This window comes from Micromonospora sp. LH3U1, from assembly GCF_028475105.1.
In the GTDB taxonomy this organism is placed as follows: Bacteria; Actinomycetota; Actinomycetes; order Mycobacteriales; family Micromonosporaceae; genus Micromonospora.
Genome location: NZ_CP116936.1, coordinates 4746319 through 4773303, shown reverse-complemented (window position 1 = coordinate 4773303; position 26985 = coordinate 4746319). Strand labels below are relative to the sequence as shown.

Sequence of the window (26985 nt, the reverse complement as noted above, 5' to 3'; positions counted from 1 at the left end):
CCCTCAGCGAGCCGAGGCGGTCAGCGCGAGTAGCGCCGATGGCGTCACCCCGGCACCGGTGGCGCCGAGCACGGCGTCGCGCAGCGCGGCGATCTGCGCCGGAGGAACCGCCCGCTCGGCGTTGAGCTGGAACTTCGTCGCCAGATCGGCCGCGCTCAACGGATGCTGCGGCCCGCCGCGCGACGAGTCGACCCGGTGCTCCAGGAGGGCACCGCCGCGGGTCCGCACCCGCAGCACCGCCGCGAACGCACGCGGGAACAGCTCCGACGCCCGGGGGTCGGCCACGCACCGGACCCGGGCCGCCAGCGCCAGCCGGTCGGCCGGCAGCTCGCCGGCGAAGTCGTCGAGCGACAACCCCAGGCCACCACCGCCGAGCAGCGCCGCCGCGATCGTGTACGGGCCGGAGAACTTCGCGTGGTACGCGCTGCGCGGGCGGGTCTTCTCGGCGGTGGGTTCGGCGATGGTACGCAGCACCGGGGCGGCCACCCCCAGCTCGATTTCGGCGACGTCGGCCGGGTCGAGCCCGCCGGCCCGCAGCGCCAGGGCGCAGTCGACGCCGGGGTGGGTGAAGTGGTTCGACGGGTACGGCTTGTAGACCGTGCGCAGCACCTCCCAGTCGGTGCCCAGCCCGCGCAGCAGCGCGTCGGCGGTGAAGTCGCCGGTGTGCGCGGTGAAGAAGCCGAACCGCCCCTCCAGCACGGTCGGCGGGCCGGTCAGCCCGTCGGCCGCCAGCACCGCCGCGCTCACCCCGGCGTGGGCGGCCCAGCCGCAGTGGGCCTGTTTGACCGAGCCGCCGGTGCGGTTGGCCTCCAGGATGCCGGCGCCCATGCTCGCGGCGATCCCGATGGCATGGCCGATGCCCTCTTCGTCCAGGCCGTAGAGCAGGCCGGCCGCGACGGCCGCGCCGATCGTGCCGCAGATCGAGGTGGCGTGCTGGCCCCGCTCGAAGAAGACGTTGACCCCGGTGTCTGGCAGGTAGCCGGCCATACCGAGCCGGTTGGTGATCTCGATCCCGGCGGCCACCGCCGCGACCAGGGCCGCGCCGCCGGCGGCCGCACCGGTCTCGACCGCCTCCGCGGCGGCGAGCGCGGCCGGCACGACGCTGGCGCTCGGGTGCAGCACCGAGGGCAGGTGCGTGTCGTCGAAGTCCAGCGAGTGGGCCAGCACCCCGTTGACCAGTGCGGCGGCCGGGGCGGGCAGCCGGTCGCCGGAGCCGATGACGGTGGCCTCGCCGACACCGCCCCAGCGCCGTACGGAGCGCAGCGCGGCCGCCGCGGCGTCGGCCCCCGGGTCGGCGTGCGCGGCCAGGGCCAGCCCCAGGATGTCCAGCACCCGGCCGGGGATGTCGGCGCGGACGGCGTCCGGTACGCCGTGGTCACGACAGTCGACCGCGAAGCGCGCCAGTCGGGCGCTGAGCGTGGGCTCGTCGCCCGGCGCGGCCGTGGTCCCGGCCGTACCTCCGCCCGGCGTCACGGCAGCACCGCCAGCGGGCGGACCGGGGCGCCGGTGGCCCCGACGATGGGCAGCGGGTTGAGCACGAACAGGAACTCCCGGACCCCGGTGTCCAGCAGCGCGGCCAGGTTCATCGTCTCCACGATGTTGATCCCGTGCTCCACCAGCAGGATCCGGTGCACCGGCAGGGTGGCGTGCCCGCGTCCGGGCGCGAGGTGCTCGAAGGCGATCGTCTCGCCACCGACCACCCTGGGCGCGCGCTCGGCGAGCCAGCGCGCGGCGGCCACCCCGGGGCCGGGTACGCCGTCGGCGAGCCCGACGAACGCCGCTCCGTCGCCCCACCGCCGCGACCAGCCGGTGCCGATCAGGACCGCGTCGCCTGCTGTGATCCGGGTGTTCCCGGCGGCCTGCTCCAGGTCGTCCGGAGTGATCTCGTAACCCGCCGGCAGCACGGCGGTGGAGTGCACGGCGGCGACGTCGAGCAGCACGGCCCGTCCGACGTACGGGTCGAACGTCTCGATGCCCAGCTCCGCGAAGCCTTCGTGGGACTGCGCTGCCGCGGCCGGCCGGCCGGAGTGCACGAGTCCGTCCTGCGAGACGTGGGCCAGCGCGTCGACGTGGGTACCGACGTGCCCGCCGGTGATGATGACCTCGTTGGCGGCGCTGCCGCCGTCGGCGCGCACCAGGTCGCCGTGGCGGCGCTCGATCACCATCCGGAACGGCGGGTGGTTCGGTGACTGGGGCATTCCCTGGCGCATTGGCTGGGCCAGGTCGATGACCCGGGCCCCGACCAGCGCCGGCCACAGCGCGGTGACGCCGGGATCGAGGTCGGGTTGCGGTGCACCGGTGCGTGGGCCCACTCAGATCACGCCTCTCGACTGCAGGTCGGCGAGCTCGTCGGCGCTGAGGCCGAGCCGGTCGCCGTACACGGACTGGTTGTCGGCGCCGCGCGGACGCCCGGTCCACGCGATGGCACCGGGTGTCGCGGACATTCGGTACAGCACATTGGGCATCCGCAGCGGACCGAGCACCGGATCCTCCACCGTGGTCACGGTGTCCAGGGCCTGGTACTGCGGGTCGGCGAAGACGTCGGCGATGTCGTAGATCGGGGCCACCGCAGCCTGGGCCGCCTCGAACTCGGCGACCACCTCGGCGAGATCACGCTCGGCGATCCAGCCCCCGACGTAGCCGTCGAGCTCGTCGGCGTGCTGTGCCCGGGTGACGCCGTTGGCGAACCACGGTTCGTCGATCACCTCGGGGTGCCCGACGAGCCGCAGCACCCGTTCGGCGATCGCCTGGGCGCTCGTGGAGATCGCCACCCAGCGGCCGTCGCGGGTGCGGTAGGTGTTGCGCGGGGCGTTGTTGACCGACCGGTTGCCGCTGCGCTGCTGCACCGTGCCGAGCTGGTCGTACGCCATCGCCTGCATGCCGAGCACGGTGACCAGCGGCTCGATGATCGCCAGGTCGATGACCTGTCCGGGGCCGGTACCGGCGGGTCGGCCGGCGTCGCGGTGGTAGAGCGCGGTCATGACGGCCTGGGCGCAGGTGAGCGCGGCGATGCCGTCGGCGAGCCCGAACGGCGGCAGTGTGGGTGGAGCGTCCGGTTGACCGGTGATGGCCGCGAAGCCACTCATCGCCTCGGCCAGGGTGCCGAAGCCGGGCCGGTCACGGTACGGCCCGTGCTGGCCGAACGCGGTGACCCGGGCGATGACCAGCCCGGGGTTGTGCTCCTGCAGCGAATCCGGGGCCAGGCCCCAGCGCTCCAACGTGCCGGGCCGGAAGTTCTCGATCAGCACGTCGGCCTCGGCGAGCAACCGGCGGGCCAGCGCGGCGCCCGCGGGCCGGCCGAGGTCGAGCGTGACCGTCTGCTTGTTGCGGCCGAGCATGGTCCACCACAGCGGCACGCCGTCCTTGGCCGGGCCGTGCCCCCGCGCGGGGTCACCCTTGACCGGATGCTCGATCTTGATGACCTCGGCGCCGTAGTCGCCCAGGATGGTGGCGGCCAGGGGACCGGCGAAGAGCGTCGAGGCGTCCACCACCGTAATGCCGTTCAGTGCACCGGGCACGGGACCTCCACTGGGACCGACCGAGGTTGGGACGTCAATCTAACCGCCCTTTCTCAGCAATGGAAACCCCGTTACATTGTCCGAAACGCAGGCGATGAAGGGGGTACGCGGTGGCGCGTTACGACCTGCTGGTCAAGGGCGGCACGCTGGTGCTGCCGTACGTGGGAACGGTCCGGGCTGATCTCGCCACCCGTGACGGCCGGATCGCCGCCATCGGGGCCGACCTCGACCCGGCCGACGCCGCCGAGGTGCTCGACGCCAACGCCAGGCTGGTCTTCCCCGGCGCGGTGGACGCGCACTACCACCTGGGCATCTACCGGTCGCTCGCCGAGGACGCCGCCGAGGAGACCCGGTCCTCCCTGGTCGGCGGGGCGACCACGGTGCTGTCCTACTTCCGGACCGGGCAGCACTACCTCAACCGCACCGGCGCGTACGCCGACATCTTCCCGGAGGTGCTCGCGGCCGTGAGTGGGCGTGCCTACACCGACTACGGGTTCCACCTCGCGCCGATGGACACCGCGCAGGTCGGCGAGGTGCCCGCACTGGTCGACGAGCATGGGGTGTCGTCGTTCAAGTACTACATGTTCTACAAGGGCTTCAACCTCAGCGCGGACTCCCGCGACGCCAAGTCCTTCACGATGAGCGACGAATACGACCTGGGGCACCTCTACCAGATCATGGAGGCGGTCGCGGCGGCCAACGGCCCGGACCGGCGCGTGTCGCTGTCGCTGCACTGCGAGCAGTCCGAGCTGATGCGGCTGTTCATCGACCGGGTCCGGGCGGCCGGTGATCCGCAGACCCTCAAGGCATACTCCGACGCCCGCCCGCCGCTCACCGAGCGGGTCGCCATCGGCGAGGCCACCACCCTGGCCGGCGCCACCGGCTGCCCGGTCAACCTGCTGCACCTGTCCTCGGCCGACGCGCTGGACGCGGCCCGGGCGGCCCGCGCCGCGCTGCCCGGCGCCGACATCCGGGCCGAGGTCACCCTGCACCACCTCTGCCTGTCCTACGACGCGCTGACCGGACTGGGCGGCAAGGTGAACCCCCCGATCCGCACGGTGGCCGACACCGAGGCGCTGTGGGCCGGGGTGCTCGACGGTTCGGTCGACTGGGTGGCCTCCGACCACGCGTGCTGCACCGAGGAGCACAAGGGCGACGCGCTCTGGCCGGCCCTGCCCGGCTTCGGCGGCACCGCGCTGCTCTACCCGCTGCTGATCAGCGAGGGGATGCACAAGCGTGGGCTGTCGCCGGCCCGGATCGCGGAGCTGGCCTCGGCGAACCCTGCGCGGGCGTACGGCCTGTGGGGGCGCAAGGGCAACCTCGTGGTGGGCGCGGACGCCGACCTCGCGATCGTCGACCCTGACCTGGAACGGGAGGTGACGACCGACCTGCTGCTGTCCGGGCAGGACCACTGTCCGTTCGAGGGGCGCAAGGTCCGCGGCTGGCCGGTCGTGACGGTGGTCCGCGGGCACGTCGCATACCGCGACGGCGCGGTCGCCGGAGTGCCGCAGGGGGTGTACGTCACCCGCTAGGCCCTAGCGGGTGACCGGGGTGTGACGCGGCGGTGGTCGTGGCCGCGTCACACCCCGTCGCCATCACATCCCGTCGCCGGACCAGGGGCCGCGCGAACGGGACCGCACCGGCAGGGTGGAGATGACCGGCGCCTCGTCGTGCTCGTGGTAGTTGGTCGCCGTGCCGCCCCACTTGACCCACTCATCGGTGGTGTACCAGTTGATCAGCTCGCCGTCCGACCGGATGATCCAGTCGATGTCGGTCTCGGCGACGAAGTGGCCGTGCTTCACCCCGGCCGGCCGGAAGCAGTAGGTGCCCTCGTCGATGTCGCCGAAGTTGTACGCCATCTTCCCGCCGAGCGTGTAGAACTCCTCGTAGCAGGGGTGGTGGGCCAGCCGGTGGTCGCTCCAGCCCTTGTGGGCCCGGATCAGGCGGGTGTAGAAGTTGGTCACCGGGTCGCGGTGCAGCAGCTTGATGTAGAGCGGGGTGATCGGCCCAACCGTCGGGGCGGCGGTCCACTCCATGTCGTTGGAATCCACCACCGTCACCTCGCCGACGGCGGTCTCCCACCGCGCTGAGGCCGGACTCCACTGTGCCTTCCCGACGTCGAAACCGCAGTCGCCGTACTCGCGCCAGTGCAGCACCGACGAGCCCTCGCGGATCTTGATCCAATCCATCGGCACGCCCCGGGGCACCTGAAGATAGCCGCCCGGGCCGATCTCCTGACCGCCGTAGATCAGCGAGCCGGACCGCACGAAGAACTCGGTGTCGGCGTGCGGCACGCCCGGCCCGCGCCCCCAGTCGCTGTCGAACCGCAACGCCAGCGAGGACGATCCGTCCTCCTCGTCCGTGGAGAGCCGGCGTTCGTGGACCCCGCCCTCGCCGTGCGGCAGCTCCCCGACGTGCCAGATGTAGTCATTCTCGTGAATCAGTTCGACGTGCGCTCGCACCCGCTGCTCCTCACTTCGCGTTTCAGGGTCTTCCCGGCGGCGTTTGCGGGCGGCGCCCCCAGCCGGAGGTGCAGGGCGCTCGGCAGCCGGCGATGGTGAGATCGGCGCCGTCCGGGACCAGCATGGCTGCAATGGAAACACTGTTTCCACGGGCACGGCAAGCCCGTCGTCGCGCAATGTTCCCCCTAGCGAAACGGTGTATCCAGCGCATACGATGCGTCGAATGAATGGTGCCGAGCTGTCCGCCACCCCCGGCGGTACCGTGCGTGGCGGCAGGCTCGATGCCGACTACGCCGGTGCCGGGTTCGCCCGCCGCCTCGGCTGGGGCACCCGGCCCGCGCTCGTGCTGGTCGACCCCGTCGCCGCGTACGCCGTACCCTCGTCGCCGCTGTTCCTGGCCACCGCGGAGGCCGCGATGGCCGCGATGGCCGCGCTGCTGGCGGCGGCCCGCGCGGCCCGGGTTCCGGTGGCTTTCACCGCGGTGCGGTACGCCGACGAGTCCTGCGCCGAAGCGCCCCTGTTCGCCGCGAAGGTCCCGGCGCTGGCCGCGTTCGCCGCCGGCAACCCACTCGGCGACTTCCCGACCCAGGTCACGCCTGCCCCGGGCGATCACATCGTGTACAAGCACTACGCCAGCGCCTTCGCCGGAACCGCCCTGGCCGCCTGGCTCACCGCGGCCGGCGTCGACACGGTGGTGCTCGGCGGCTTCTCCACCAGCGGCTGCGTCCGCGCGTCGGCGGTGGACGCCCTGCAACACGGGTTCCGCCCGATGGTGGTGCGCGAGGCGTGCGCCGACCGCGATCCCGGCCCGCACGAGGCCAACCTCTTCGACCTCGACGCCAAGTATGCCGACGTGGTGCCGCTGGCCGACGCGGTCGCCCGGTTGGCCGGCCACTGATCGGACCCGTTCTCCCGACTTGAGTGGGCAGGAGCAGTCATGCGTAAGGCAGTCATCACCGGCAGCACCAGGGGGATCGGCTTCGCGCTCGCCCGCGAGCTGCTCTCGCGGGGCCACTCCGTCGTCGTCTCGGGGCGCTCGCGGACGGCCGTGGACGACGCGGTCGCACGGCTGCGCCCCCGGGCCGTCGCGGCAGCGACGGTCCACGGGTTCGCCGTGGACGTCACCGACGCCGAGCAGGTCGAGCGGATGTGGAGCGCCGCAGTCGACGCGCTGGGCGGCGTCGACCTGTGGATCAACAACGCCGGTGTCGCCAACACCACCCGGCCGATCGTCGACACCGCGCCGGAGGACGTCCGGACGATGGTCACCACGAACATGCTCGGCACCGTGTACGGGTCGCAGGTCGCCGTCCGCGGCATGCTCACCGCCGGCGGCGGCCAGGTCTTCAACGTGCTCGGCGGGGGCAGCGACGGCCGGATCCGCCCCGGCATGGGGGTCTACGCGGCCACCAAGCGTGGTCTGGACTCCTTCACCCGGGCACTGACCAAGGAGGTCACCGGTACCGACGTGCGGATCGGCCAGATCCGCCCCGGCATCCTCATCACCGAGGGGTGGCTGCGCGAAGCCGCCGCCGCGCCGGAGCAGGTGGCGCGGCAGCGCAGGTGGCTGAACATCCTGTGCGACCACGTCGACGACGTCGCGCCGTACCTGGTCGAACGGATGCTGACCAGCACCAGGAACGGCGACGCGATCGCGTGGCTCACCACCGGCCGGATGACCCGCAAGGTCCTCATCCCCGGCAAGCGGGACGTGCTCGCCCGCTACGGACTCTGACCGGGGCCGTCATGCACATCAATGACTCAGGGAAGGATGGCACCGGGTGAAGGGTGTGCAGCTCAACATGGCCGCCGGGATCCGCGAGTTCGGCCGGTCCACGCCGGGCCGGGTCGCGGTCGTCGACGGCGACCACGCCGTGACGTTCGGCGCGCTCGACGAGCGCTCCAACCGGCTCGCGTCCGCGACGCTCGCGCACGGCATCGCCCCCGGTGAGCGGATCGCGGTGCTGAGCAACAACCGCTACGAGTACTTCGAGATATCGGCGGCGATGGCCAAGGCCGGCATCCCGACCGTGCCGCTGAACACGAAGAACAACAGCTCGGACAACGCCTACATCCTCGCCCACTCCCGGGCGAGGGGGATCATCCTGGCCGACGAGCTGGCCGGCAACGTCGACGGCCTGCTCGACGGCCTGCCGCTCGTGCTCAGCTTCGCCGGCGAGGTCGGCCAGCGGTACGAGACGTTCCTGGGACAGGGCCGCGCGGTCGATCCGCAGGTCCCCGTCGACGAACTCGACCCGTTCTGCATCACCTACACCTCCGGCACGACCGGGCGGCCCAAGGGCGTCCTGCTGACCCATCGGGGACGAGTCCTCACCGCGTTCGGAGTCGGGCTGGACTACGGGCTCGGCCCCAACCGCAGCACGATCGCCGTCGCACCGATGTACCACGGCGCGGGGTTCGCGTTCGCCTACACCGCCCCGATGCTCGGCGGCTCGTGCAGCGTGCTGCCGACCTGGGATCCGGAGCGGCTGTTGGACCTGATGGCCTCCAGTCGCGCCTCCACGGTGTTCCTGGTGCCCACGCACGCCCAGCACCTCCGCCGGTTCTGCGAGGAGCCGGCCGCCCGGTACGACCTGTCGGCGCTGCGGACGCTCTACTTCAACGCCGCCGCGTTGCCGGTCGCGCTGAAGGAGTGGGTGATCGCCGCGTTCCCCGGCGTCGACGTGCATGAGCTGTACGGCTCGACCGAGTGCTCCATCGTCACCAACCTGCGCCCCGAGTTCGCCCTGGAACGGGCCGGCAGTGTCGGGCATCCCTGGTTCTGGAACGAGATCCGACTCAAGGACGACGACGGCAACGAGGTCGGGCCGGGTGAGCCCGGCGAGCTGTTCGCCCGCTCGCCGCTGCTGCTGGCCGGGTACCTCGACGACGAGGAGGCCACCCGGGCCGGATACGACGCGGACGGGTTCTTCTCCGTCGGCGACGTGGCCGTGCGCGATGAGGAGGGCTTCATCACCATCTTCGACCGGAAGAACGACATGATCATCGCGGGCGGGGTCAACATCTTCCCGCGCGAGATCGAGGAGGTCATCGCCCGCCACCAGCCGGTCGACGAGGTCGCCGTCATCGGCGTGCCCGACGAGGTGTACGGCGAGCGCATCGCCGCGTTCGTGGTGGGCCGACCGGGGACGCGGATCGACGTCGGAGCACTGGAGGGCCACGTCCGGCAGCACGTGGCGCGCTACAAGGTGCCCCGCGAGTGGCACGTCGTCGACGCGTTGCCGCGCAACCCGAGCGGCAAGATCCTCAAGCGGACGATCCGCGACGGGTACCTCGCGCGTGGTCAGAAGGAGACTGGCTGATGGGGCTCAAGCAAGGCTGGACCGGGCGGTTCTTCGAGGACTTCGAGATCGGAGACGTCTACCAGCATCCGCTGGGACGCACCGTCACGGAGACCGACAACACCTGGTTCACGCTGCTGACCATGAACACCAACGAGATGCACTTCAACGCCGAGTACGCCGCACGGTCGGAGTTCGGCAAGCCGCTCGTGGTGTCGACGCTCACGGTGGCCATCGCGGTCGGGCAGAGCGTCACCGACCTGACCCAGAACGCGTTCGCGAACCTCGGCTGGGACGAGATCCGGATGACCCACCCGGTGTTCGCCGGTGACACGCTCTACAGCGAGTCACTCGTGCTGGAGAAGCGGGAGTCTGCGTCCCGCCCGCATGCCGGCATCGTCACGGTGCGCACTCGCACGCTGAACCAGCACGGCGACGAGGTCTGCTCCTTCAAGCGCACGTTCTACGTGTACCGCCGGGGCGCCGAACAGCTGGAAAACCTCTTCCCGGAGGGGAAGTCCCCATTCTCCCTCGACGGCGACAGCAAGGAAACGGCATGAGGCTCACGTACCAGCCGTGGGGGGAGACGCTCGCGGAGCTGGCCGACGCCGGGCGCCGGGCGGAACGCGCGGGCGCCGAGGTGCTGTGGGCCTCGGAGCTGCACCGGAGCGCGACCGGCACCGCCGCGGCCCTGGCCGGGGCGACGTCGACCGCACGGATCGGCACCTCGATCATCCTGGCGTTCACCCGCAGCCCGATGATCACCGCGCTGGAGGCGCTCGACCTGGACGAGCTGTCCGGTGGCCGGTTCGTGATCGGCCTCGGCTCCGGGGTGCGCCGGCTCAACGAGCAATGGCACAACGTGCCGTTCGGCAAGCCGGTCGGTCACCTGCGCGAGACGGTCCACAACATCCGGCTGTTCTGGGACGCCTGCACCACCGGCGCCGAGATCCGTGCCGACGGCGAGTTCGAGCCGATGCACATCCGCGGTTACGAGCGGCCGTACGCCGTTCCGGAGCGGCCGATCCCGGTGTACCTGGCCGCGATGGGCCCGCTGATGACCCGGCTGGCCGGCGAGATCGGCGACGGCTGGATCAGCCACGAGCTGTGCTCACCGGGGTACCTGCGGGAGCACATCCTGCCCGACCTCACGCTCGGCATCGACCGCGCGGACGGCAAGACGCGCCACGACGTCGACGTCGTCGTCTCCGCGTGCTGCTCGGTGGCCGCCGACCCCGCACTCGCCCGCCGCCGCGCCGCCGGTGTGGTCGGCTTCTACGCCACGGTCCGCACCTACGCCGACTTCTTCGCGTTCCACGGCCTCGCCGAGGACCAGCAGGCCGTCATCGAGGCGTTCCGGGCCGGTGCCGGCGCGGACCACCTCGCGGGCAGCGTCAGCGACCGGATGGTCGACGCGCTCACCATGGCCGGCACCCGCGACGACGTCGCCGCCCGGATCGCGGCCTATGACGGCATCGCCGACACCGTGAAGCTGAGCCCGCCGACCCACGGGCTGCCGGCCGTCGAGATCCGCGCGGCCCAGGACGAGATCATCGCGCTGATCGGTGAGCTGACGGGAGCGACCACGTGAGACCGCTGGAGGACCTGCGCATCATCGCGGTCGAGCAGTACGGCGCCGGGCCGTTCGGCAGCGTGCACCTGGCCGACCTCGGCGCCCAGGTCATCAAGATCGAGGACCCGCGGGCCGGCGGCGACGTCGGCCGATACGTGCCGCCGTACGCCGAGGACGAGGACTCGCTCTTCTTCGAGACGTTCAACCGCAACAAGCGCAGCATCTCTCTCGATCTGGGTACCGCCGCCGGGCGCGGCGTCTTCGAACAACTCGTCGCGGTCTCCGACGTCGTCTATTCCAACCTGCGCGGGGACGTGCCGGAGAAGCTGCGCATCCGGTACGACGACCTCAAGCACCTCAACCCGCGCATCGTGTGCGTGTCGCTGACCGGGTTCGGGATGACCGGGCCGCGCAAGCAGGAACCCGGCTACGACTACGTGTTGCAGGGTCTCGCCGGCTGGATGGAGCTGACCGGTGAGCCGGACGGACCGCCCACCAAGTCCGGACTGTCACTGGTGGACTACTCGGGCGGCTTCGTGGCCGCGATCTCGCTGCTGGCCGGGGTGCACGCCGCCCGCCGCGACGGCGTCGGGATGGACTGCGACGTCAGCCTCTACGACACCGCGGTGTCGATGCTGACCTATCCCGCGACGTGGCACCTGAACGCCGGGTTCCAGCCGGTCCGCACACACCACTCGGCCCACCCGTCGCTCGTGCCGTTCCAGGCGTTCGAGGCCAAGGACGGCTGGATGGTCGTCGGCTGCGCGAAGGAGAAGTTCTGGGCCCGGCTGTGCCAGATCGTCGGCCACCCGGAGTGGGCCGAGGCCGGCTCGCCGTACGCGACCTTCGCCAGCCGGCGGGAGCACAGCGCCGACCTGGTGCCCCGGTTGGAGGCGATCTTCCGGCAGAAGACCGTCGACGACTGGCTCACGCAGCTCTACGCCGGGTCGATTCCGTGCGGCCCGATCAACGACGTCGGCGCGGCCCTGGTGGACGAGCACACCGCCGCCCGGAACCTCGTGGTCACCACCGACCACCCCCGCTACGGCGAGGTACGGCAGCTCGCGTCCCCGGTGCGGGTCGGCGACGAGACGCCCACCTACCGCCGGGCACCGCAGCGCAACGAGGACCTCGCACTCGTCACCGAGGAGATCCTGGGCCTGGACGCGCAGCAGGTGGTGGCGCTGCGGGCGGCCGGCGCGTTCGGCGATGCCGAGCCGGCACACGGCGCGAACACCCCCGACACCCCTGACAGCCTCGACACCACAGCCACGTCACGATGATCGCCGAGGAGCTCGCCGAGTGGGGCACGGGCCACGTCGACGTGCCGGCCGCGGTCCGGGCCGCAGCGCTGCGGCACCTGCTCGACGGGGTCGGAACGGCGCTGGGTGGGCTGCGCGCCAGCCCGATCACGGGGAGCCCGGTGGGCCGTCGCCGATACCGGCCGTCGTCGTCGCCCGGGAACTCGGCGGGCCGCCGGAGGCGACGATCATCGGGTCGCGGGGCCGGGTCGGTGCGCCGGCCGCCGCGCTCGCCAACGGCACCCTCGTGCACGCACTGGACTTCGACGACACCCACGCCGGCGGCCTCGTGCACGCCACAGCCGTGGTGCTGCCGGCCGCGTTCGCCGTCGGCGAGCAGGTCGACGCGCCCGGCCGGGCCGTTCTCGAGGCCGCCGTCGTCGGCTACGAAACCGTGTGCCGGGTCGCCGCCGCCGCGTCGCACGGCTTCCACGCCCGCGGGCTGCACGCCACGATGGTGGCCGGCGTGTTCTCCTCGGCGATCGTCGCGTCCCGGCTGCTCGGCCTCGACGCCGCGCGGACGACCGACGCGCTCGGCATCGCCGGCAGCCAGGCCGGCGGGCTCCTCGCGTTCCTGCACAGTGGAGCCTCGACGAAGCAGCTGCACCCGGGATTCGCCGCGCACGCCGGCATCCTCGCCGCCCGGCTGGCCGCGGCCGGGGCCAGCGGCCCGGCGAACGTCCTCGACGGCCCGCACGGTGTCTACGACGCACTGGCCGCCGGCGCGGTCGATCTCGCGTCCATCACCGCCGAGCTCGGCACCCGCTGGGAGACCACCCGGATCGGCATCAAGCCGTACCCGGCGTGCCAACTCTCCCACGCCGCGATCGACGCGGTCCGCGACGCGGTGCGCCGCGGCGGTGTCCGTTCCGGCGACGTCGCCGCGATCGACGTCGACGTGCACCCCGACTCGGCGCCCACGGTCTGCGACACCCGGCGGGACCTGGCGCGACCGGCGTCGCCGTACGCGGCGAAGTTCTCGCTGCCGTGGAGCATCGCCGCCGCCGTCGTCGACGGTGACCTGACCACCGCAACGTACGAGCCGGACTCGCTCGGCCGACCCGAGGTGGAACGCGTTGCCCGGCTGGTGCGTTGGCACGTTGCCCCCACTGGCGGCCCCGCAGCCGACGCGCCCGGCACCGCCCGCATCACGCTCGTCGACGGCTCGGCCGTTCCCGGCAGCGTGCCACGCAGCGCGGGCGGCCCGGACAACCCGCTGACCGACGAGCAGCTCGTCGCGAAGTTCCACGGCAACGCCGGTGGCGACACCACAGACGTCGTCGACCTGCTGTCCCGTCTCGACGAGCTGGACACCATCGAACCGCTCATGGCGGCGCTGGCCGCCGCCGGTACAGGCAGGGACCGCCCGTGACCCCACACGCCATCAAACCGCCCTCCTTCCGCTGGTTCCCGTACGACGGCTTCACGTTCTGCCTCGGCCTCGCCGAGGGCGACGCGGCCTGGACCTCCGGCCACACCTCCGCCGCGTTCGACGAGGCCGTCGGCAGGATGACGGTCACCGGGCACATGGCGGCGCAGGCGCGCACCGCGTACGAGAAGGTGCTGACGATCCTGGCGGCCGCCGGGTTCGGGCCGCAGGACGTCACCCGGGTCACCGAGAACGTGACGGTCGCCGGGCTCGTCGAGTACGAGGCGGCCGCGGCGGTCCGGCGGGAGGTCTTCGGCGACCACGAGCCCGTGCTGCGGACGGTCGTCGTCGAGCGGCTCGTGCGGCGTACCGCGCTGTTGGAGGTCGAGCTGCATGCGGTCCGCGGCGGCGGCGAGGTGCTGGCCGCCAGCGAGCCCCGGCCGGCCGGCACCTGGCAGGCCTCCACCGTGCGGACCGGCCACGACGGCGCGGTGTACCTACCGACGATGCTCCCGGTCGACGCCACCGGCGCCGTGGTCCACCCGGGGGACTTCGCCGCGCAGTACGCCTACTGCCTGGACCGGGCGGGCGACCTGCTCACGGCGGTCGGGCTGTCCCTCGACGCGGTCGTCACGACCTACGACTACTCGACGCCGGAGACCCGCGACGTGTACCGCCGGACGCACCGCGTGCGGCGGGAACGCCTCGGCGGCGCCGGCGTCTACCCGGGCGCGGGCGGCATCCTGATGAGCCGGCTGCACCACCCGGACGCGCTCGTCGCGATCGACGTCACAGCCTCCCGGCACCCCCTGGAACTGGTCAACCCCGGCTGGTCCCGCTACGACACGCTCACCTACGCCCCCGGGGTCAGGGCCGGCCGGACCCTGTACATGTCCGGGTTCGCGGCGCTGGACATGCAGACGCAGCAGGCCCTGCACCCCGACGACATCGTGGCGCAGGCCGAGGCGACGTACGGCGCGATCCTGCACCTGCTGCGCCACGCCGGCCTCGGACCGGAGCACCTGCTGGAGACGACCGAATACTGCGTCGAGTCCGCGCTGTCGGCGTACCGGGGCGTGGCCGGCGTGCGGGAACGGCTGCTCAGCCCGCCCTGGCCGGCGTCGACCGGAGCGATCTGCAAGGCCCTGCTGCGCCCCGAGTTCCTGCTCGAGGTGTTCCCGACGGCGGTGTATCCGAACATCAGCGGAGCGGAGGAGACGGCGTGAGCCTGCTGACCGACGACCTGCGTGCACTGCTGGGCACGAGGAAGGTCTACACCGCGCCGGAACCGCTCGGCGCCGCGGCCGGCCGGTACTTCGGCATGGCCGTCGGCGACGACAACCCGCTCTACTCCGACCCTGAGTTCGCCCGCGCGCAGGGCCTGCCGGGTGTGACCGCCCCACCAACGCTCATCTGCGAGACCAACCAGTACGCGAACCTCCCGATGGACAGCGACGGCTATGCCGGGCACTCCTGGCACCTCGACGTCCCCGGTACCCGCCAGGTCCGCGGCGGCAACAGCTACACGTTCCACCGCCGGGTACGCCCCGACGACGTCATCACCGCGACCTGGGAGATCCACGACCTGACCGAGAAGCAGACCCGCACCGGCGCGGACATGCTCGTGGTCTCCTCGCGCGCGACGTACACCAACCAGGACGGCGAGCTGCTCGCCGTCAACGAGGAGACGATCATCCTGGTCAGCCTGGAGGGTGCCGCATGACACCTCGGGTGCCGCCGAACGTCGGGGATGCGCTGCCCACGCTGGAGCGCACCATCACGCTCACCGACATGGTCGCCTACGCCGGCGCCACCTGGGACTGGTACCGCCTGCACTTCGACCCCGAGTTCGTGGCCGCCGCTCGGGTCCCGGGCCCGGTCGTGGACGGGCAGGTGTTCGGGGCGCTCTTCGTCGAGCTGCTGCAGGACGCGCTCGGTCCGCGCTGCTTCGTGCACGAGCTGTCGTTCACGTTCCGGAACCTGATGTTCGCCGGCGAAACCGTGCGGTGCGAGGCGACCGTGGTCGAGGTCGGCGCCGACCGCGTCCGGGTCGACCTCTCCGCCACGATCCTGGCCAGCGAGTACGGCCCGCAACGGCCCGCGGCCCGCCCTGCCCACGCGACGGTCCTGCTGGGCACGGCCGACGGGCCGGGCGTGCGGTGACCGACGTCGCGATCGTCGGTGCGGCCGAGTGCGACCTCGGCAGCACCGGGAAGTCCACGCTCACGCTTCAGACTCAGGCCGTCACCCGGGCGCTCGCCGACGCCGGGCTGACCCTCGCCGACGTCGACGGACTGGCCACCACCGGAGTGTCCCGCTTCTCCACCACACAGCTCGCCGAGTATCTCGGGCAGCAGCCCCGCTGGGTCGACTCGACGTTCGTCGGCGGGTCGGCCGCCGAGATGATGGTCGCCCGCGCCACGCAGGCGATCGACGCCGGCCAGGCGTCCACCGTGGTCATCAGCTTCGCGTCGAACCAGCGCTCCGCGCGCTCGCGCAGCCTCGGCGGGATCGTCGAGGAGCACACCCCGGAGGCCCAGTTCGAGGCGCCGTACGGCCCGTTGTACCCGCTGTCGTACTACGCGATGGCGGCGCAGCAGTACTTCCACCGGTACGGCGGCACGCGGGAGAAGCTGGCCGAGATCGCGGTCGCCGCCAGGGAGTGGGCGCTGCTCAACCCGGCCGCGTTCCGCTACGGCGCTGGGCCGCTGACCGTCGACGACGTGCTCGCCGCGCCAATGGTCTCCAGCCCGCTGGGCGCCGCCGACTGCTGCCTGGTGACCGACGGCGGCGGCGCGGTCGTGCTCACCGCGCTGGACCGGGCCCGCGACCTGCGGCACCCGCCGGTACGGGTCCTCGGCTACGGCGAACGGTCGACGAACACGTCGATGACCGCGGTCGAGGACCTGACGGTCACCGGCGCGCGCGAGTCCGGCCGGGAGGCGTTCGCCCGGGCCGGCATCACACCGGCTGACGTGGACGTGCTGGAGGTGTACGACTCGTTCACCATCACCGCCGCGCTCAGCATCGAGGCGCTGGGCTTCTGCGGACCGGGGGAGGTGCTCGACTTCATCCAGGACGGCCGGATCCGTCCCGGCGGTGAGCTGGCGCTGGACACCTCCGGCGGTGGCCTGTCGTACTGCCATCCCGGTCAGTACGGGGTGCTGCTGCTGGTGGAGGCGGTCCGCCAACTGCGCGGTGAGGCGGGAGCCCGGCAGGTGCCCGACGCCCGGGTGGCCGTGGCGCACGGCACCGGCGGGATCCTGTCCACGCACGCGACGGTCGTGCTGGGGGTGCGGTGATGCACGTGCCGCCACCCGACGACGTGACGGCCGGCTGGTGGGACGCCACCCGGGAGCACCGCTACACGCTGCAGACCTGCGGGTCCTGCGGGCACGTCCAGCATCCGCCACGTGCGCTGTGCACCGCCTGCTCGTCGATGGTGGACCTCGGGTTCGTCGAGGCGTCCGGCCACGGCGTCGTGGACACGTTCACCGTGGTGCACCGGGCACCCGTGCCGGGGGCTGCCGTGCCGTACACGATCGCCCGGATCCGGCTCAGCGAGGGTCCGATCGTGCTGTCCACGCTGGATGGCGAGGGCTGGCGGATCGGCGACCCGGTCCGGGTCGGTTGGCTCGATCTCGACGACGGCCGGGCGCTGCCGGTCTTCCACCGCTGACGGAGGCTACCCATGGACTTCACGCTCACCGAGGAGCAGCAGGACTTCCGCGCCCTGCTCCGCACGTTCGTCGACCGGGAGATCATCCCGGTCGCGCGGGAGTGGGAGCAAACCGGGCGGTACCCGACGGAGATCGTGCGGGGGATGGCCGAGATGGGGCTGTTCGGCATCACCGTGCCGGAACAGTACGGCGGCCTCGACCTCGACCCGGTCTCGTTCGCGCTGGTGTTCGAGGAACTCGCCCGCGGCTGGATGGGCATCGCCGGCATCCTCGGCAGCCACTCCCTGGCCTGCCGGATGATCGCCATACACGGCACCGAGGAGCAGAAGCAGGCCTACCTGCCCGACTTCGCCACCGGCGCCCGGCGGACCGGCATCGGCCTCACCGAGCCGGACGCCGGCACCGACCTGCAGGGCATCCGCACCACCGCCCGCCTCGACGGCGACCACTACGTCGTCAACGGCACCAAAATGTGGATCACCAACGCGCGGTACGCCGACCCGCTGCCGGTGCTGGTCAAGACCGACCCGCACGCCACGCCCGCGCACACCGGCATGAGCGTGCTGCTCGTCGACGCGACGCTGGACGGCTTCCAGGTCCTGCGGGACATCCCGAAGCTCGGCTACAAGGGCACCGAGTCCTGCGAGATCCTTCTCGACAACGTGCGGGTACCGAAGGACCGGTTGCTCGGTGGCGTCGAGGGCGTCGGCCTCAAGCAGGCGTTGTCCGCCCTGGAGTGGGGCCGGGTCAACATCGCCGCGCGGTCGGTCGGCATCGCGCAGCGCGCCCACGACGAGGCGCTGGCCTACGCCCAGCAGCGCAAGGCGTTCGGCAAGCACATCGCCGAGTTCCAGGCGATCCAGCTCAAGCTCGCCACCATCGCGATCCAGCTCCAGGCCGCTCGCCTGATGGCGTACTGGGCGGCCGACGCGGTCCGGCGCGGTCGCGCCGACGGGCAGACCGGGATGGCCAAGGTGTTCTGCTCGGAGGTGGCCCTCGAGGCCGCGATCGACGCGATGAAGGTGCACGGCGGCTACGGCTACTCCACCGAGTTCGAGGTCGAGCGCCTCTACCGGGACTCGATCCTGATGAGCATCGGCGAGGGCACGAACGACATCCTGCGGACCGTCGTCGCGAAGGCGCTCGTACGCGGCGACGTGACGGTCTGACACTCCCACGAGGGCGGGTTCGTCGTGCCCGGCCGGCGACCGCCGAGGAGCAGTGGTCCGCGCTCCTCGGCGATCGCCGGTACTCGGCGTGCGCCTGGCCGGGCCCGCGCAGGTCGGGCACGCCGAACCCGCTTCCGGAGGAGCGCAGGTACGCCCACCGGGCGGTGCCGTGGCCGAGCGCCAGGCCGAGTGCGTTGCCGCCGGTGTTCCACCCCGAGTACGACAGCAGCGCCGCGAGATCCAGGCGGATCTCCATCCGGGCAACGACAGCCCTGGCCGCGGCGAACGCCGCCAGTCCGTTCATGTCCTGCTTCGCGTGTGGCCACCCGGGCGGCTCGGCTGGGCCCTCGGCGTCGTACCCCTCGTTGTTGTTGGCGGCGTCGCCAAGGCCGACCGTGAGGACCGGTCGGGCCTCGATGCCGGGAAGCTTGGCCGGGTCAGGTTCGTGGCGCGGTCAGCGCCGCCGGGGTCGCTTCTGGAGCCAGCGTCGACGGCCTCGGCTTTCTGCTCCGGGTCAGGCCGACCCCGACGAGCACGACCACCATGCCGGTGGTGATTCGGAGGCTGAGACCCTCGTCGAGCACGATGGCCCCGAGCGCCACCGAGACCACCGGCAGCAGATAGCCGACCGTCGCGGCGTTGGTGGCGCCCTCGGCGGCGATGATCCGGTAAGTCAGGTGGAAGGTGATCCCGGTGGCGACGACGCCCAGGATCACGACCGCGATCAGGGTCTTCGGACCGATCTCGATCGTGGTCAGGCCGCCGGCTGGCAGAGTCAACGCGGTCAGGCCGGTCGCCGCGATGAGCTGCGCCGCGGAGAGTGAGATGGTGGGGACGCCGTTGCCGACCAGCTTGCGGCCCATGTACGCGAAGCCGACGGCATAGCTCGCCGCCGCGACGAGGATGGCAAGAGCGCCCCAACCGACCGGCCCGGTCGCCTGCCACGGCGCGAAGATGAGCACAACTCCGGCGAACCCGAGCAGGAGTCCGCCCAGCCGGGCCGGCCGGAGCCCGCGCTCCGAGCCGATCACAATGCCGATCAGCAGGGACCACAGCGGGGTCGTCGCGTTCAGCGCACCGGCCACCCCGGAGTCGATGGTCTGCTGGCCGATGCTGAACATGGCGAACGGCAGGGCGTTGCAGAAGAAGGCCGCCACGACGATGTGACCCCAGACCACCCCACCCCGAGGCAGCCGTCCACCTGAGCCGAGGCACGCGACCAGCAGAGCGGCCGATCCGAGTACGCACCGGCTCAGGGTGACCTGGACCGGAGTCAGGGCGTCCAGGGCCAGCTCGATCCAGAGGAAGGTCGATCCCCACAGCAGTGCGAGCACACCCACCCGCATCCACGCCCTTGTCCTGCCCACAGCACCGCTCACCCTGGCCTCCTTGATCCGCCCCCAATGAACAGTGCCGCGGCCCACTCGAAAGGAAAAGCAAAAAATTCTGCATGAGCATTAAGCTCTGCTACATGATTGATGTGAGGCGTATGCAGGTGCTGCGGGCGGTGGTCACCAGCGGGTCGGTGACCGCGGCGGCGGCGCACCTCGGCTACACCCCCTCCGCCGTCAGCCAGCAGGTGGCAGTGCTGGAAAAGGAGGCCGGGATCGCGCTGCTCGAAAGGGTCGGCCGAGGTGTCCAGCCCACGGCGGCGGGCCGACTGCTCAGCAGGCACGCGGCGATCATCAGTCAGCATGTCGCCGAGGCCGAGACCGCGTTGGCCGACCTGCGCGCGGGGCGTACGGGCCGGCTGACGATCCACTACTTCGCCTCGGTCGGCCCAACCCTGCTGGCACCCGCCCTCGCCCGAGTCCGGCGCGAGCACCCCGGCGTGACGATCGATGCCAAGGTGACCGATCCTGATGATCTGCTGCGAAACGTGGAGCAGGGCAGCGCCGACCTGGCCATTGTCGTCCGCCGGCCAAGCGACGAAAGCCACCAGGGCATCCAGGTGGTGCACCTGCTCGACGACGCGTACCAGGCCGTGCTGCCCACCGGACACCCGCTCGCCGCGCAACGGGTGATCGACCTGGCCGACCTCGCCAGCGAACCCTGGGTCGGTAGTGAACCCCCCGGCCCCTGCCTGGAGCCCATCATCGACGCCTGCGCCGCAGCGGGCTTCAGCCCGGACATCGTGGCGAAGTCGGAGGACTACGCCACGGCTCAGGGATTCGTCGCGGCTGGCCTCGGCGTCAGCCTCATCCCTCGACTGGGACTGGGTACCCGCCATCCTGGCGTTACCATCCGCCGGGTCCGTCGCCCGGAGCCGATCAGGACGATCTGCGCTGCGGTCCGGGAGATCTCGCCGTCGCAGCCCGCACTGGGCGCGCTGATCGACGCCCTCATGGACGCCACGAAGGAGTGAAATCCTAGGGGGCCAAGTAGCGAGCGCTTGACCTCCCGGTGCCGTCCGAAGTGGCCAATTCTCGCTGCAGCGAGGGGGTTCAGACCCGGGTGATCCGCACCGCGTCGGCGACCACGAGTCCGGTGCCGCTGGTCCAGCGACTCACGCCGACCTTGTTGCCCGTGCCCGCAGCCAGGGTGAACACGCCGATCGAGACCCACCTACCGCCGTTGACCCGCTGATTGACGGAGACGGACCTGCTGCCTGTGGTGGTCTCCACAAGGTATGGCGTCTGGTTGTTGTAGCCCGCGTCGGCCGGGTACCAAACTGAGATCTCATAGCTTCCGGTCGCCGGGATGGTCGACCGGAACCAGGCGACGTCGCTGGACGACACCGGACTGGTAAACCGGTAGTCGGTGCCGAACCGTTGGCCGGAGTAGGCCGACGTGCCCCATGCAGTGCTCGCGGTGAACCCGCCCGAGGCGCTGTTGTCGATGGTCGTGGTCCACTGCTGCGGCGGGGTCTGCGTAACCCTCACGTCGAGGTAGTTGCGGTCGATCTTCATCGTGACGCCACCCCACGTCTCGGTGACCTCCCCGGCGTACTGGTGCACGCGCTGCTGGTTCGCGTAGTAGGCATCGGCGCAGTAACTTCCGGCGTCCGTGTCAGCCACCCCGTTCCACCAGGCGATCCAGATCTGGTCGAGTCGCGTGTAGCTCGGGTTGTCGTATGCCTCGCAGGCGTCCTTGATGCCGGACGAACCGCTGGAGTACATGCCGGCGAGGTAGCCCCGTACGTGCAACTGCTCGGTCCAAGCGGACAGGAACGACAGCACGGCGGCCCGGCACGACGCGTTCGACGGGTACTGCTCGATGTCGTTGTAGATGGTGCTCGTAGTGCCGATGCCCAGTGCCTGGGCGGCATTCGCGGCGCTGTTGGCCGCGGAGACGCCTTGCGACCGGGCGGTGGTGGGATCGGCGGACATCTTCGGCGTGCGGGTGCCGCACGGTGCCTGGTAACCCAGTTCGATGGGGAGCAGCCGCCATCCGTTGCTGGTCTGGTTGGCCACCCAGCTTGCGGTGAGGTTGGGCTGGGAACAGGAGCGGCTCGCCCCGCTGATGTAGATGCCGACCGCGCCGTAGGGCGAACTGGCCCGCCACGCGTTCATCGTGGTCTGTGACGGAGCGGCGCAGGTGTCGAATCCCCGGCCGGTGAAGGTGCCGGGTTGCGGGCCGGTGGCCAGCGGCGTCACTGCAGTCGATGCTTGTGTGGGTGTCGCGGCCACAGCAATCGACTCGGCGGGCGCCACGATTACTGCGGCAGCGGTGAGACTCGCCAGCCACCCGGCAGTGACTCTCACGTTGCCTCCGTCTGAAGAAATTATTGCCTGGGAACGGGCAGTGCGAAAGATTTCTACCACGAATCGATGAGTAGCAATAGAGGGCCGCCGCCGACCCGGCGCCGAGGTCAGCTGAGGGGCAGGCCCACGGGCCGCTGCGGTCAGATCCATCAGGCTGGCGGTCAGTTGCGTTTCAGGCCAGCGAAGATGACCGCGAGCGTACGGGCCTGCAGTTGCTCGTCCCATCCACCGTGCAAGGCCCCTTGGCAAACGCTGGCAAGGAGCGCCATCACTTCGGCTAGCCGTACCGGGGCCGCGACGGCTCCGGCGGCTCGGGCCTGATCCAGCAGCCGACCCACCGCCTCCTCCAGGTGGCCGACCGCGTCGGGCAGCCTGATGTTCACCCCGGACCCGGCAAGCAGGTCGGCGACGGTCTTCTTCGCCGCGGCCTGCGCCACCATGTGGGTGAAGAAGGCGAACAGGTCTCGCTGTCCGGCCTCCTCGACGAGCTGTGTCAGCAGTCGCTTCATGATCGCGGCGAGCAAGTCGTCCTTGGTGGGGAAGTGGCGGAAGACCGTGCCGATGGCGACGCCGGCCCGCCGGGCCACCTCCTCGGTGGAGGCTCGGGGGCCGAACTCGGCGAAGACGGCCTCGGCAGCGTCCAGGATGCGTGCTCGGTTGCGCTGCGCGTCGGCGCGCAGCGGCGGGCCCTCTACCAAAATGAGTCTCCACTCACTATTCTCGGGACAAGTCGAGTGCTGACTCATTATCAGGGGGGCGACCGTGACACCAAGAGCGATCTTCGACAGCATGCGGGCCCAGTGGCTCGCGAACCAGCCCACCTACGAGGCCGATCTGCTCGCCGACGACGTGGTGATCGAGACACCGTTCGCCGCGCCCGACCGCCCTACGCGTATCGAGGGGAAGCAGCGGGTGCTCGAGTACACGCAGGGGAGTCGGGCGGTGTTCCCGGTCCGATTCGACGACTGCCGCAACGTGGTCGTACACGAGACCACTGACCCCGAGGTAATGGTGGTCGAGTACGAACTCGTCGGCACTCACACAGCGACCGGGGCAACCGCCTCGGCGCCGTTCATCGGGGTGCTGCGGACCCGGGACGGCAAACTGGCCCACTGGCGCGAGTACCAGCACACCCTCGCCATCGCTCAGGCCGTCGGTCAGGCATAGGCCCGGATCAGGATCAGGCTGCGGGGCACCGAGACGATCCGGACGCGGAGCCATCGGGCGCGCCCTCTGCTGCCACCCCTGGGCTCGGGTGGTAGGCGGCATCCGGACGTTCGCCTTCGGCAAGACGACGTACGACCTCCGCGAACGAGCCGGCAACGCGGGGGACCGGGTGTACCACCTCACGTACACCGGCCACGACGAGGTCGGACGGCCGGTCGGCTGCACCGTCACCGTCACCGTCCCACACGACCAGGGCGGCAACCGGTAGATCGTCGCCGGCAGTGCGCCCTACCACCTGGTGGGGCACACTGCCGTGCGTGCAACAGCTGGTCCAGCGTCCGGGTCGGGCTCAGGCGGGAAAACCGCCGGCCCGGAGCAGAGCGCCGGGGAGTTGCTTGCCGAGTCTCCGTTCCAGCCAGGAGACGGCCGAGGTGAGTTCCTCCAAATTCAGGCCGGTGGGCCGCCCCAAGCGGTCGAAGAGGTAGACGAGATCCTCGGTGGCGACGTTTCCGGTCGCCGCCGGTGCGAACGGGCAACCGCCTGTTCCGCCGATGCTGGCGTCGAGGGTGGTGACACCCGCTTGGACTGCCGCGACCGCGTTGGCCACGCCGGTGTGTCGGGTGTCGTGCAGGTGCAGCCGTAGCGGTGTCCGGGATTGCGTGATCTCCCGGGCGAGCGTCAGCCGTTCGGTGACGTCGGAGGGTACGGCCACTCCGATGGTGTCGGCGAGGGCCAGTTCGTCCGGACCTGCATCCCGCACCCGGGTGAGTACCTCCCGCAGCCGGTTCGGCGGGACCTCGCCTTCGAACGGGCATCCGAACGAGGCACCCACCGTCACCGTCGTGAACACCCCTGCCTCGCGAGCCGCCTGCACCAGTACTGCGGCCGCGTCACAGGCTTGGGCGGTGGTCATGCCCTGGTTGCGGCCGCAGAAGGTGTCCGTGGCCACGACGACGACGTTGATCTCGTCGACGCCCGCGGCCAGAGCTCGATCCACGCCGCGGCGGTTCATCACCAGGCCCGCGTATCGGACGCCGTCGTGGCGGGGGAGCGCGGCCATCAGCTCGTCCGCGTCCGCCATCTGCGGAACACGGGCGGGGTTGACGAAGCTGGTCACCTCCACTCGCCGGGCTCCCGCGCGTACCGCCCGCTCGACGAGCTCTACCTTGTCGGCGGTGGTGAGTAGCGTCGCCTCGTTCTGCAGGCCGTCGCGGGGCGAGACCTCGACGATGTCGACCATGACTGTCATCGCTCCTCCGACAGGTACGCGACGGCCCTGGCCTCGCTGATCACCTCGGCGTACTTGGCTTGCAAGTCATACAGGCTCGCCTCGTGCGGGCCGGTGGCGCGGTCCGCCACCGCTTCGGAAACCACCAGCGGGACGAGACCGTGCTGGATCGCGTCCACCGCCGTGGCACGGACACAACCGCTCGTGCTCACGCCGACCAGCACGACGGTGTCGATGCGCTCCGCCCGCAGGGTTGAGGCCAGCGACGTGCCGAAGAAGGCGCTGGCGTACTGCTTGACCAGCACCAGTTCATCCTCGGCGGGGGAGACCTGCGGCATCAGCTCACCCATCGCGCCACCGCCGGAGAAGAGCTGCCGAAGGGCGGTGACCTTCCGGACGAACAGGCCTCCGTCGACACCGCCGGGCCCGTACGCGACGCGGGTGTGCAGCACGGGAAGCCGGTGGTCGCGGGCTGCGGCGATGACCCGGCCAGCCGACCGCAGGCAGTCCGCGGACGGCAGGCACAGTGGGCTGGCCGGGTCGAAGTAGGCCCGCATCATATCGATGACGAGCACCGCGGGACGGGCGCCGGGCAGGAGTGCGCCCCCGAATCCGTCGTCGCTGCTGTCGGGCAGAGGGCTCATCGGGCGACAGGCGGCCGAGGAGCAGGAAGACCGGTCTCCTCCAGGCACCGGTCCAGGATGGTCTCCATCGGCGGTCCCATGTCGAACGTGGGCAGTGGGTCCGGACGTCCGTGGCGCAGCTCGGCCCGTACCTCCTCGGTGGCCGCGACGTCGACGGTGCCGGCCTCGTCGCAGATCACGCCGAAGCGGCGGGCCCCCGTGGGGCTGACCAGGCCCCGGCGGACCTCGAGGCCGACGAGTTCCGGGTCGCGGGCGAGCGGGTCACCCCACCCGCCGCCACCCCAGGTGACGAAGTGCAGCACGTCCCCGGGAGCTACGGGCACGTCGTGCACCTTGCTGCCCAGGATCTCGGTGCCGCCGTCGGCGCGTTCGAGCCACTTGCGGCCGCGCGCACCGGGCTCGCCACCGTTGACCCCCCACGGATAGGTGAGCCAGCGGTCGTCGTGGATCGCGATCGTGCCGGCCTCCAGGAACCGGTAGGCCACGTCGACGCCGTTCCCGCCGCGATGGAGCCCGGCGCCACCGGTGTCCGCGATGGTCTCCCAGCGTTCGATCCGCAGCGGGTAGTAGGACTCCAGGTACTCGCACGGGATGTTGACGAACGACGGCCACAGCGAGTGGCCGTCCGGGCCGTCGCCCACCGGCCGGCCGGGAATCCCGCCGAATCCGATCGAGTACAGCTGGAACCACTCGCCCTTGCGCTCACCCGGCCCGTAGGTGCCCGAATACATGAAGTGCGGTGATGACGAGAAGCCGGCGGCGTTGAGCAGCCCGGGGTTCGTCTGACCGAGCAGGCCGCCGAACAGGTCGAAGACGCGACCGATGCCGTGGTTACGCGCGTTGAGGGCGGCGGGGTACTTGGGCTTCCAGAACGAATCGTCGGGGATCGTGACGTCGACCAGCGGGTAGAAGCCGTCGTTCCAGAGGATCTGCGGGTCGGCGACGGTGATCATGTAGATGCCGAAGAACATCCGGACGAGGTTCTCGTTGATGTAGTAGTTGATCGGACCCTGCGCCTGCGGGCTGCTGCCGGTGAAGTCCAGCAGCACCTTGTCACCGGTACGGGTCAGGCTGAGCTTGAGCTCGTAGGGGCCGTAGCCGAGGCCGTCGTCGCAGATGTAGTCGGTGAACGACAGCGTCTCGCCCTCCTTGAAGACCGCTCCGAGCAGGACCTTCATCGCCCGGTAGTTGCGGTCCAGGAGCTGGTCGAGCGCGGAGTTGTAGGTGTCCACCCCGAACCGGGCGCACATCTCCTGGACCCGACGGGAAGCGGTTCGGCACGCCGCGACGATGCCGTTGAGGTCGGCGCGGTTCCAGTCGGGCTTCCGCACCTGGTTGAGGATGATCCGCAGGGCGTCCTCGGCGAGCACGCCCTTCCTGTACAGCTTGAAGGGCGGGATCACCACGCCCTCCTCGAAGATGGTGCGGGCATCGGTCGGCATCGACGCCGGTGTCCTGCCGCCGACGTCGGACATGTGCCCGAACATCGCCGCCCAGCCCACGATGCGGCCCTCGAAGAAGATGGGCAGCACCACGAGCCAGTCGTTCGCGTGGCTGATCGCCGCACCGCAGGAGTAGGGGTCCGACGTCAGCAGGACGTCGCCCTCCTCGATGTCGCCGTCGAAGTTCTCCAAGAAGTCGGGGATGGACAGCCCGAACTGTCCCACCATCATTTTGCCGTCAGGGTTGGCGATCAGCGGAAACTCGTCGTGCTGTTCACGGATCCCCGGCGACAGCGCGGTCCGGAAGAGCACCTCGTCCATCTCGTAGCGGGCGTTGCGCAGCCCGTTCTCGATCAGGTCGATGGTGACCAGGTCGACATCCACGGAGCGAAGCGGTCCGGTAGCGGTCTCGATGAGGCGTGCCAT

27 protein-coding genes and 1 pseudogene are annotated in these 26985 nt (G+C 71.1%); 17 read left to right on the top strand and 11 right to left on the bottom strand.

Features of this window, described 5'->3' with window-relative positions:
- Positions 1-3: 3 nt before the first annotated feature.
- The 3 genes from PCA76_RS21845 to PCA76_RS21835 are packed head-to-tail and all read right to left on the bottom strand — an operon-like array spanning position 4 to position 3518.
- The gene (locus tag PCA76_RS21845) at positions 4-1473 is read right to left on the bottom strand and encodes an MmgE/PrpD family protein (protein ID WP_272612337.1); all 1470 of its coding nucleotides are present in this window, start codon (positions 1471-1473) and stop codon (positions 4-6) included.
- Positions 1470-2312 (bottom strand): cyclase family protein, encoded by an 843-nt coding sequence (locus PCA76_RS21840; protein WP_272612336.1) that lies wholly within the window; start codon positions 2310-2312, stop codon positions 1470-1472. The genes PCA76_RS21845 and PCA76_RS21840 overlap by 4 nt, the downstream gene beginning before the upstream one ends.
- Positions 2313-3518, bottom strand: a complete 1206-nt coding sequence (locus PCA76_RS21835) for a CaiB/BaiF CoA transferase family protein (RefSeq protein ID WP_272612335.1) — start codon at positions 3516-3518, stop codon at positions 2313-2315.
- A gap of 110 nt (positions 3519-3628) precedes the next feature.
- Between PCA76_RS21835 and PCA76_RS21830 the strand changes: the two genes are divergently transcribed.
- Positions 3629-5050 (top strand): dihydroorotase, encoded by a 1422-nt coding sequence (locus tag PCA76_RS21830; RefSeq protein ID WP_272612334.1) that lies wholly within the window; start codon positions 3629-3631, stop codon positions 5048-5050.
- A gap of 63 nt (positions 5051-5113) precedes the next feature.
- On the opposite strand, the gene PCA76_RS21825 is transcribed toward PCA76_RS21830, so the two are convergent.
- A complete protein-coding gene (locus tag PCA76_RS21825) occupies positions 5114-5980 on the bottom strand; it encodes a DUF4437 domain-containing protein (RefSeq protein WP_272612333.1) in 867 nt (288 codons plus the stop codon).
- 223 nt (positions 5981-6203) lie between these two features.
- On the opposite strand from PCA76_RS21825, the gene PCA76_RS21820 reads away from it, so the two are divergent.
- From PCA76_RS21820 to PCA76_RS21760, 13 genes are read left to right on the top strand one after another with little or no spacing between them, the layout of a single operon-like run.
- A complete protein-coding gene (locus PCA76_RS21820) occupies positions 6204-6878 on the top strand; it encodes an isochorismatase family protein (protein WP_272612332.1) in 675 nt (224 codons plus the stop codon).
- A gap of 39 nt (positions 6879-6917) precedes the next feature.
- Positions 6918-7715 (top strand): SDR family oxidoreductase, encoded by a 798-nt coding sequence (locus tag PCA76_RS21815; RefSeq protein ID WP_272612331.1) that lies wholly within the window; start codon positions 6918-6920, stop codon positions 7713-7715.
- A gap of 46 nt (positions 7716-7761) precedes the next feature.
- A complete protein-coding gene (locus PCA76_RS21810) occupies positions 7762-9303 on the top strand; it encodes a class I adenylate-forming enzyme family protein (protein WP_272612330.1) in 1542 nt (513 codons plus the stop codon).
- Positions 9303-9842, top strand: coding sequence for a MaoC family dehydratase (locus PCA76_RS21805; RefSeq protein WP_272612329.1), 540 nt, complete (start codon positions 9303-9305; stop codon positions 9840-9842). Before PCA76_RS21810 ends, PCA76_RS21805 begins: the two co-directional genes overlap by 1 nt.
- Entirely contained in the window at positions 9839-10873 is a 1035-nt protein-coding gene (locus tag PCA76_RS21800) for an LLM class flavin-dependent oxidoreductase (protein ID WP_272612328.1), read from the top strand. Before PCA76_RS21805 ends, PCA76_RS21800 begins: the two co-directional genes overlap by 4 nt.
- On the top strand, positions 10870-12138 hold the full coding sequence (locus PCA76_RS21795; protein ID WP_272612327.1) for a CaiB/BaiF CoA transferase family protein: 1269 nt from the start codon (positions 10870-10872) through the stop codon (positions 12136-12138). The genes PCA76_RS21800 and PCA76_RS21795 overlap by 4 nt, the downstream gene beginning before the upstream one ends.
- A gap of 19 nt (positions 12139-12157) precedes the next feature.
- Positions 12158-13528, top strand: coding sequence for an MmgE/PrpD family protein (locus PCA76_RS21790; RefSeq protein WP_272612326.1), 1371 nt, complete (start codon positions 12158-12160; stop codon positions 13526-13528).
- Entirely contained in the window at positions 13525-14751 is a 1227-nt protein-coding gene (locus PCA76_RS21785; RefSeq protein WP_272612325.1) for a RidA family protein, read from the top strand. Before PCA76_RS21790 ends, PCA76_RS21785 begins: the two co-directional genes overlap by 4 nt.
- Entirely contained in the window at positions 14748-15248 is a 501-nt protein-coding gene (locus tag PCA76_RS21780) for an FAS1-like dehydratase domain-containing protein (protein ID WP_272612324.1), read from the top strand. Before PCA76_RS21785 ends, PCA76_RS21780 begins: the two co-directional genes overlap by 4 nt.
- Positions 15245-15688: a MaoC family dehydratase gene (locus PCA76_RS21775; protein WP_272612323.1), complete on the top strand. Its 444-nt coding sequence runs from the start codon at positions 15245-15247 to the stop codon at positions 15686-15688. Before PCA76_RS21780 ends, PCA76_RS21775 begins: the two co-directional genes overlap by 4 nt.
- Positions 15685-16827, top strand: a complete 1143-nt coding sequence (locus PCA76_RS21770; protein WP_272612322.1) for an acetyl-CoA acetyltransferase — start codon at positions 15685-15687, stop codon at positions 16825-16827. Before PCA76_RS21775 ends, PCA76_RS21770 begins: the two co-directional genes overlap by 4 nt.
- A complete protein-coding gene (locus PCA76_RS21765; protein ID WP_272612321.1) occupies positions 16827-17204 on the top strand; it encodes a Zn-ribbon domain-containing OB-fold protein in 378 nt (125 codons plus the stop codon). Before PCA76_RS21770 ends, PCA76_RS21765 begins: the two co-directional genes overlap by 1 nt.
- A 12-nt stretch (positions 17205-17216) precedes the next feature.
- A complete protein-coding gene (locus tag PCA76_RS21760) occupies positions 17217-18374 on the top strand; it encodes an acyl-CoA dehydrogenase family protein (RefSeq protein ID WP_272612319.1) in 1158 nt (385 codons plus the stop codon).
- Between the two features lie 160 nt (positions 18375-18534).
- On the opposite strand, the pseudogene PCA76_RS21755 reads toward PCA76_RS21760, so the two are convergent.
- Together PCA76_RS21755 and PCA76_RS21750 are read right to left on the bottom strand one after the other, a co-directional pair.
- Positions 18535-18678: pseudogene (locus PCA76_RS21755) on the bottom strand (DUF4127 family protein); the annotation flags it as partial.
- A 133-nt stretch (positions 18679-18811) separates the two neighbouring features.
- Entirely contained in the window at positions 18812-19753 is a 942-nt protein-coding gene (locus PCA76_RS21750; RefSeq protein ID WP_272612318.1) for a DMT family transporter, read from the bottom strand.
- Between the two features lie 92 nt (positions 19754-19845).
- Here PCA76_RS21750 and PCA76_RS21745 point away from each other — a divergent pair, with 92 nt between their 5' ends.
- Entirely contained in the window at positions 19846-20739 is an 894-nt protein-coding gene (locus PCA76_RS21745; protein WP_272612317.1) for a LysR family transcriptional regulator, read from the top strand.
- A 79-nt stretch (positions 20740-20818) separates the two neighbouring features.
- Here the strand turns inward: PCA76_RS21745 and PCA76_RS21740 are convergent, their stop codons facing one another.
- Both PCA76_RS21740 and PCA76_RS21735 read right to left on the bottom strand, forming a co-directional pair.
- Positions 20819-21970, bottom strand: coding sequence for a glycoside hydrolase domain-containing protein (locus PCA76_RS21740; protein ID WP_272612316.1), 1152 nt, complete (start codon positions 21968-21970; stop codon positions 20819-20821).
- A gap of 269 nt (positions 21971-22239) precedes the next feature.
- The gene (locus PCA76_RS21735; protein ID WP_272612314.1) at positions 22240-22776 is read right to left on the bottom strand and encodes a TetR/AcrR family transcriptional regulator; all 537 of its coding nucleotides are present in this window, start codon (positions 22774-22776) and stop codon (positions 22240-22242) included.
- Positions 22777-22840: 64 nt separating this feature from the next.
- Here PCA76_RS21735 and PCA76_RS21730 point away from each other — a divergent pair, with 64 nt between their 5' ends.
- On the top strand, positions 22841-23245 hold the full coding sequence (locus PCA76_RS21730) for a nuclear transport factor 2 family protein (protein ID WP_272612313.1): 405 nt from the start codon (positions 22841-22843) through the stop codon (positions 23243-23245).
- 88 nt (positions 23246-23333) lie between these two features.
- The gene (locus tag PCA76_RS21725) at positions 23334-23513 is read left to right on the top strand and encodes a hypothetical protein (protein WP_272612312.1); all 180 of its coding nucleotides are present in this window, start codon (positions 23334-23336) and stop codon (positions 23511-23513) included.
- 81 nt (positions 23514-23594) lie between these two features.
- On the opposite strand, the gene PCA76_RS21720 is transcribed toward PCA76_RS21725, so the two are convergent.
- The 3 genes from PCA76_RS21720 to PCA76_RS21710 are packed head-to-tail and all read right to left on the bottom strand — an operon-like array spanning position 23595 to position 26985.
- Positions 23595-24494 (bottom strand): hydroxymethylglutaryl-CoA lyase, encoded by a 900-nt coding sequence (locus PCA76_RS21720; protein WP_272612311.1) that lies wholly within the window; start codon positions 24492-24494, stop codon positions 23595-23597.
- A complete protein-coding gene (locus tag PCA76_RS21715) occupies positions 24491-25117 on the bottom strand; it encodes an isochorismatase family protein (protein WP_272612310.1) in 627 nt (208 codons plus the stop codon). The genes PCA76_RS21720 and PCA76_RS21715 overlap by 4 nt, the downstream gene beginning before the upstream one ends.
- Positions 25114-26985, bottom strand: a complete 1872-nt coding sequence (locus tag PCA76_RS21710; RefSeq protein WP_272612309.1) for a hydantoinase B/oxoprolinase family protein — start codon at positions 26983-26985, stop codon at positions 25114-25116. The genes PCA76_RS21715 and PCA76_RS21710 overlap by 4 nt, the downstream gene beginning before the upstream one ends.

Coding starts and splice junctions, on each gene's coding strand:
- PCA76_RS21720 (WP_272612311.1), bottom strand. CDS start 24,494: ATGACAGTCATGGTCGACATCGTCGAGGTCTCGCCCCGCGACGGCCTG.
- PCA76_RS21815 (WP_272612331.1), top strand. CDS start 6,918: ATGCGTAAGGCAGTCATCACCGGCAGCACCAGGGGGATCGGCTTCGCG.
- PCA76_RS21715 (WP_272612310.1), bottom strand. CDS start 25,117: ATGAGCCCTCTGCCCGACAGCAGCGACGACGGATTCGGGGGCGCACTC.
- PCA76_RS21800 (WP_272612328.1), top strand. CDS start 9,839: ATGAGGCTCACGTACCAGCCGTGGGGGGAGACGCTCGCGGAGCTGGCC.
- PCA76_RS21745 (WP_272612317.1), top strand. CDS start 19,846: ATGATTGATGTGAGGCGTATGCAGGTGCTGCGGGCGGTGGTCACCAGC.
- PCA76_RS21765 (WP_272612321.1), top strand. CDS start 16,827: ATGCACGTGCCGCCACCCGACGACGTGACGGCCGGCTGGTGGGACGCC.
- PCA76_RS21805 (WP_272612329.1), top strand. CDS start 9,303: ATGGGGCTCAAGCAAGGCTGGACCGGGCGGTTCTTCGAGGACTTCGAG.
- PCA76_RS21760 (WP_272612319.1), top strand. CDS start 17,217: ATGGACTTCACGCTCACCGAGGAGCAGCAGGACTTCCGCGCCCTGCTC.
- PCA76_RS21710 (WP_272612309.1), bottom strand. CDS start 26,985: ATGGCACGCCTCATCGAGACCGCTACCGGACCGCTTCGCTCCGTGGAT.
- PCA76_RS21775 (WP_272612323.1), top strand. CDS start 15,245: ATGACACCTCGGGTGCCGCCGAACGTCGGGGATGCGCTGCCCACGCTG.
- PCA76_RS21820 (WP_272612332.1), top strand. CDS start 6,204: ATGAATGGTGCCGAGCTGTCCGCCACCCCCGGCGGTACCGTGCGTGGC.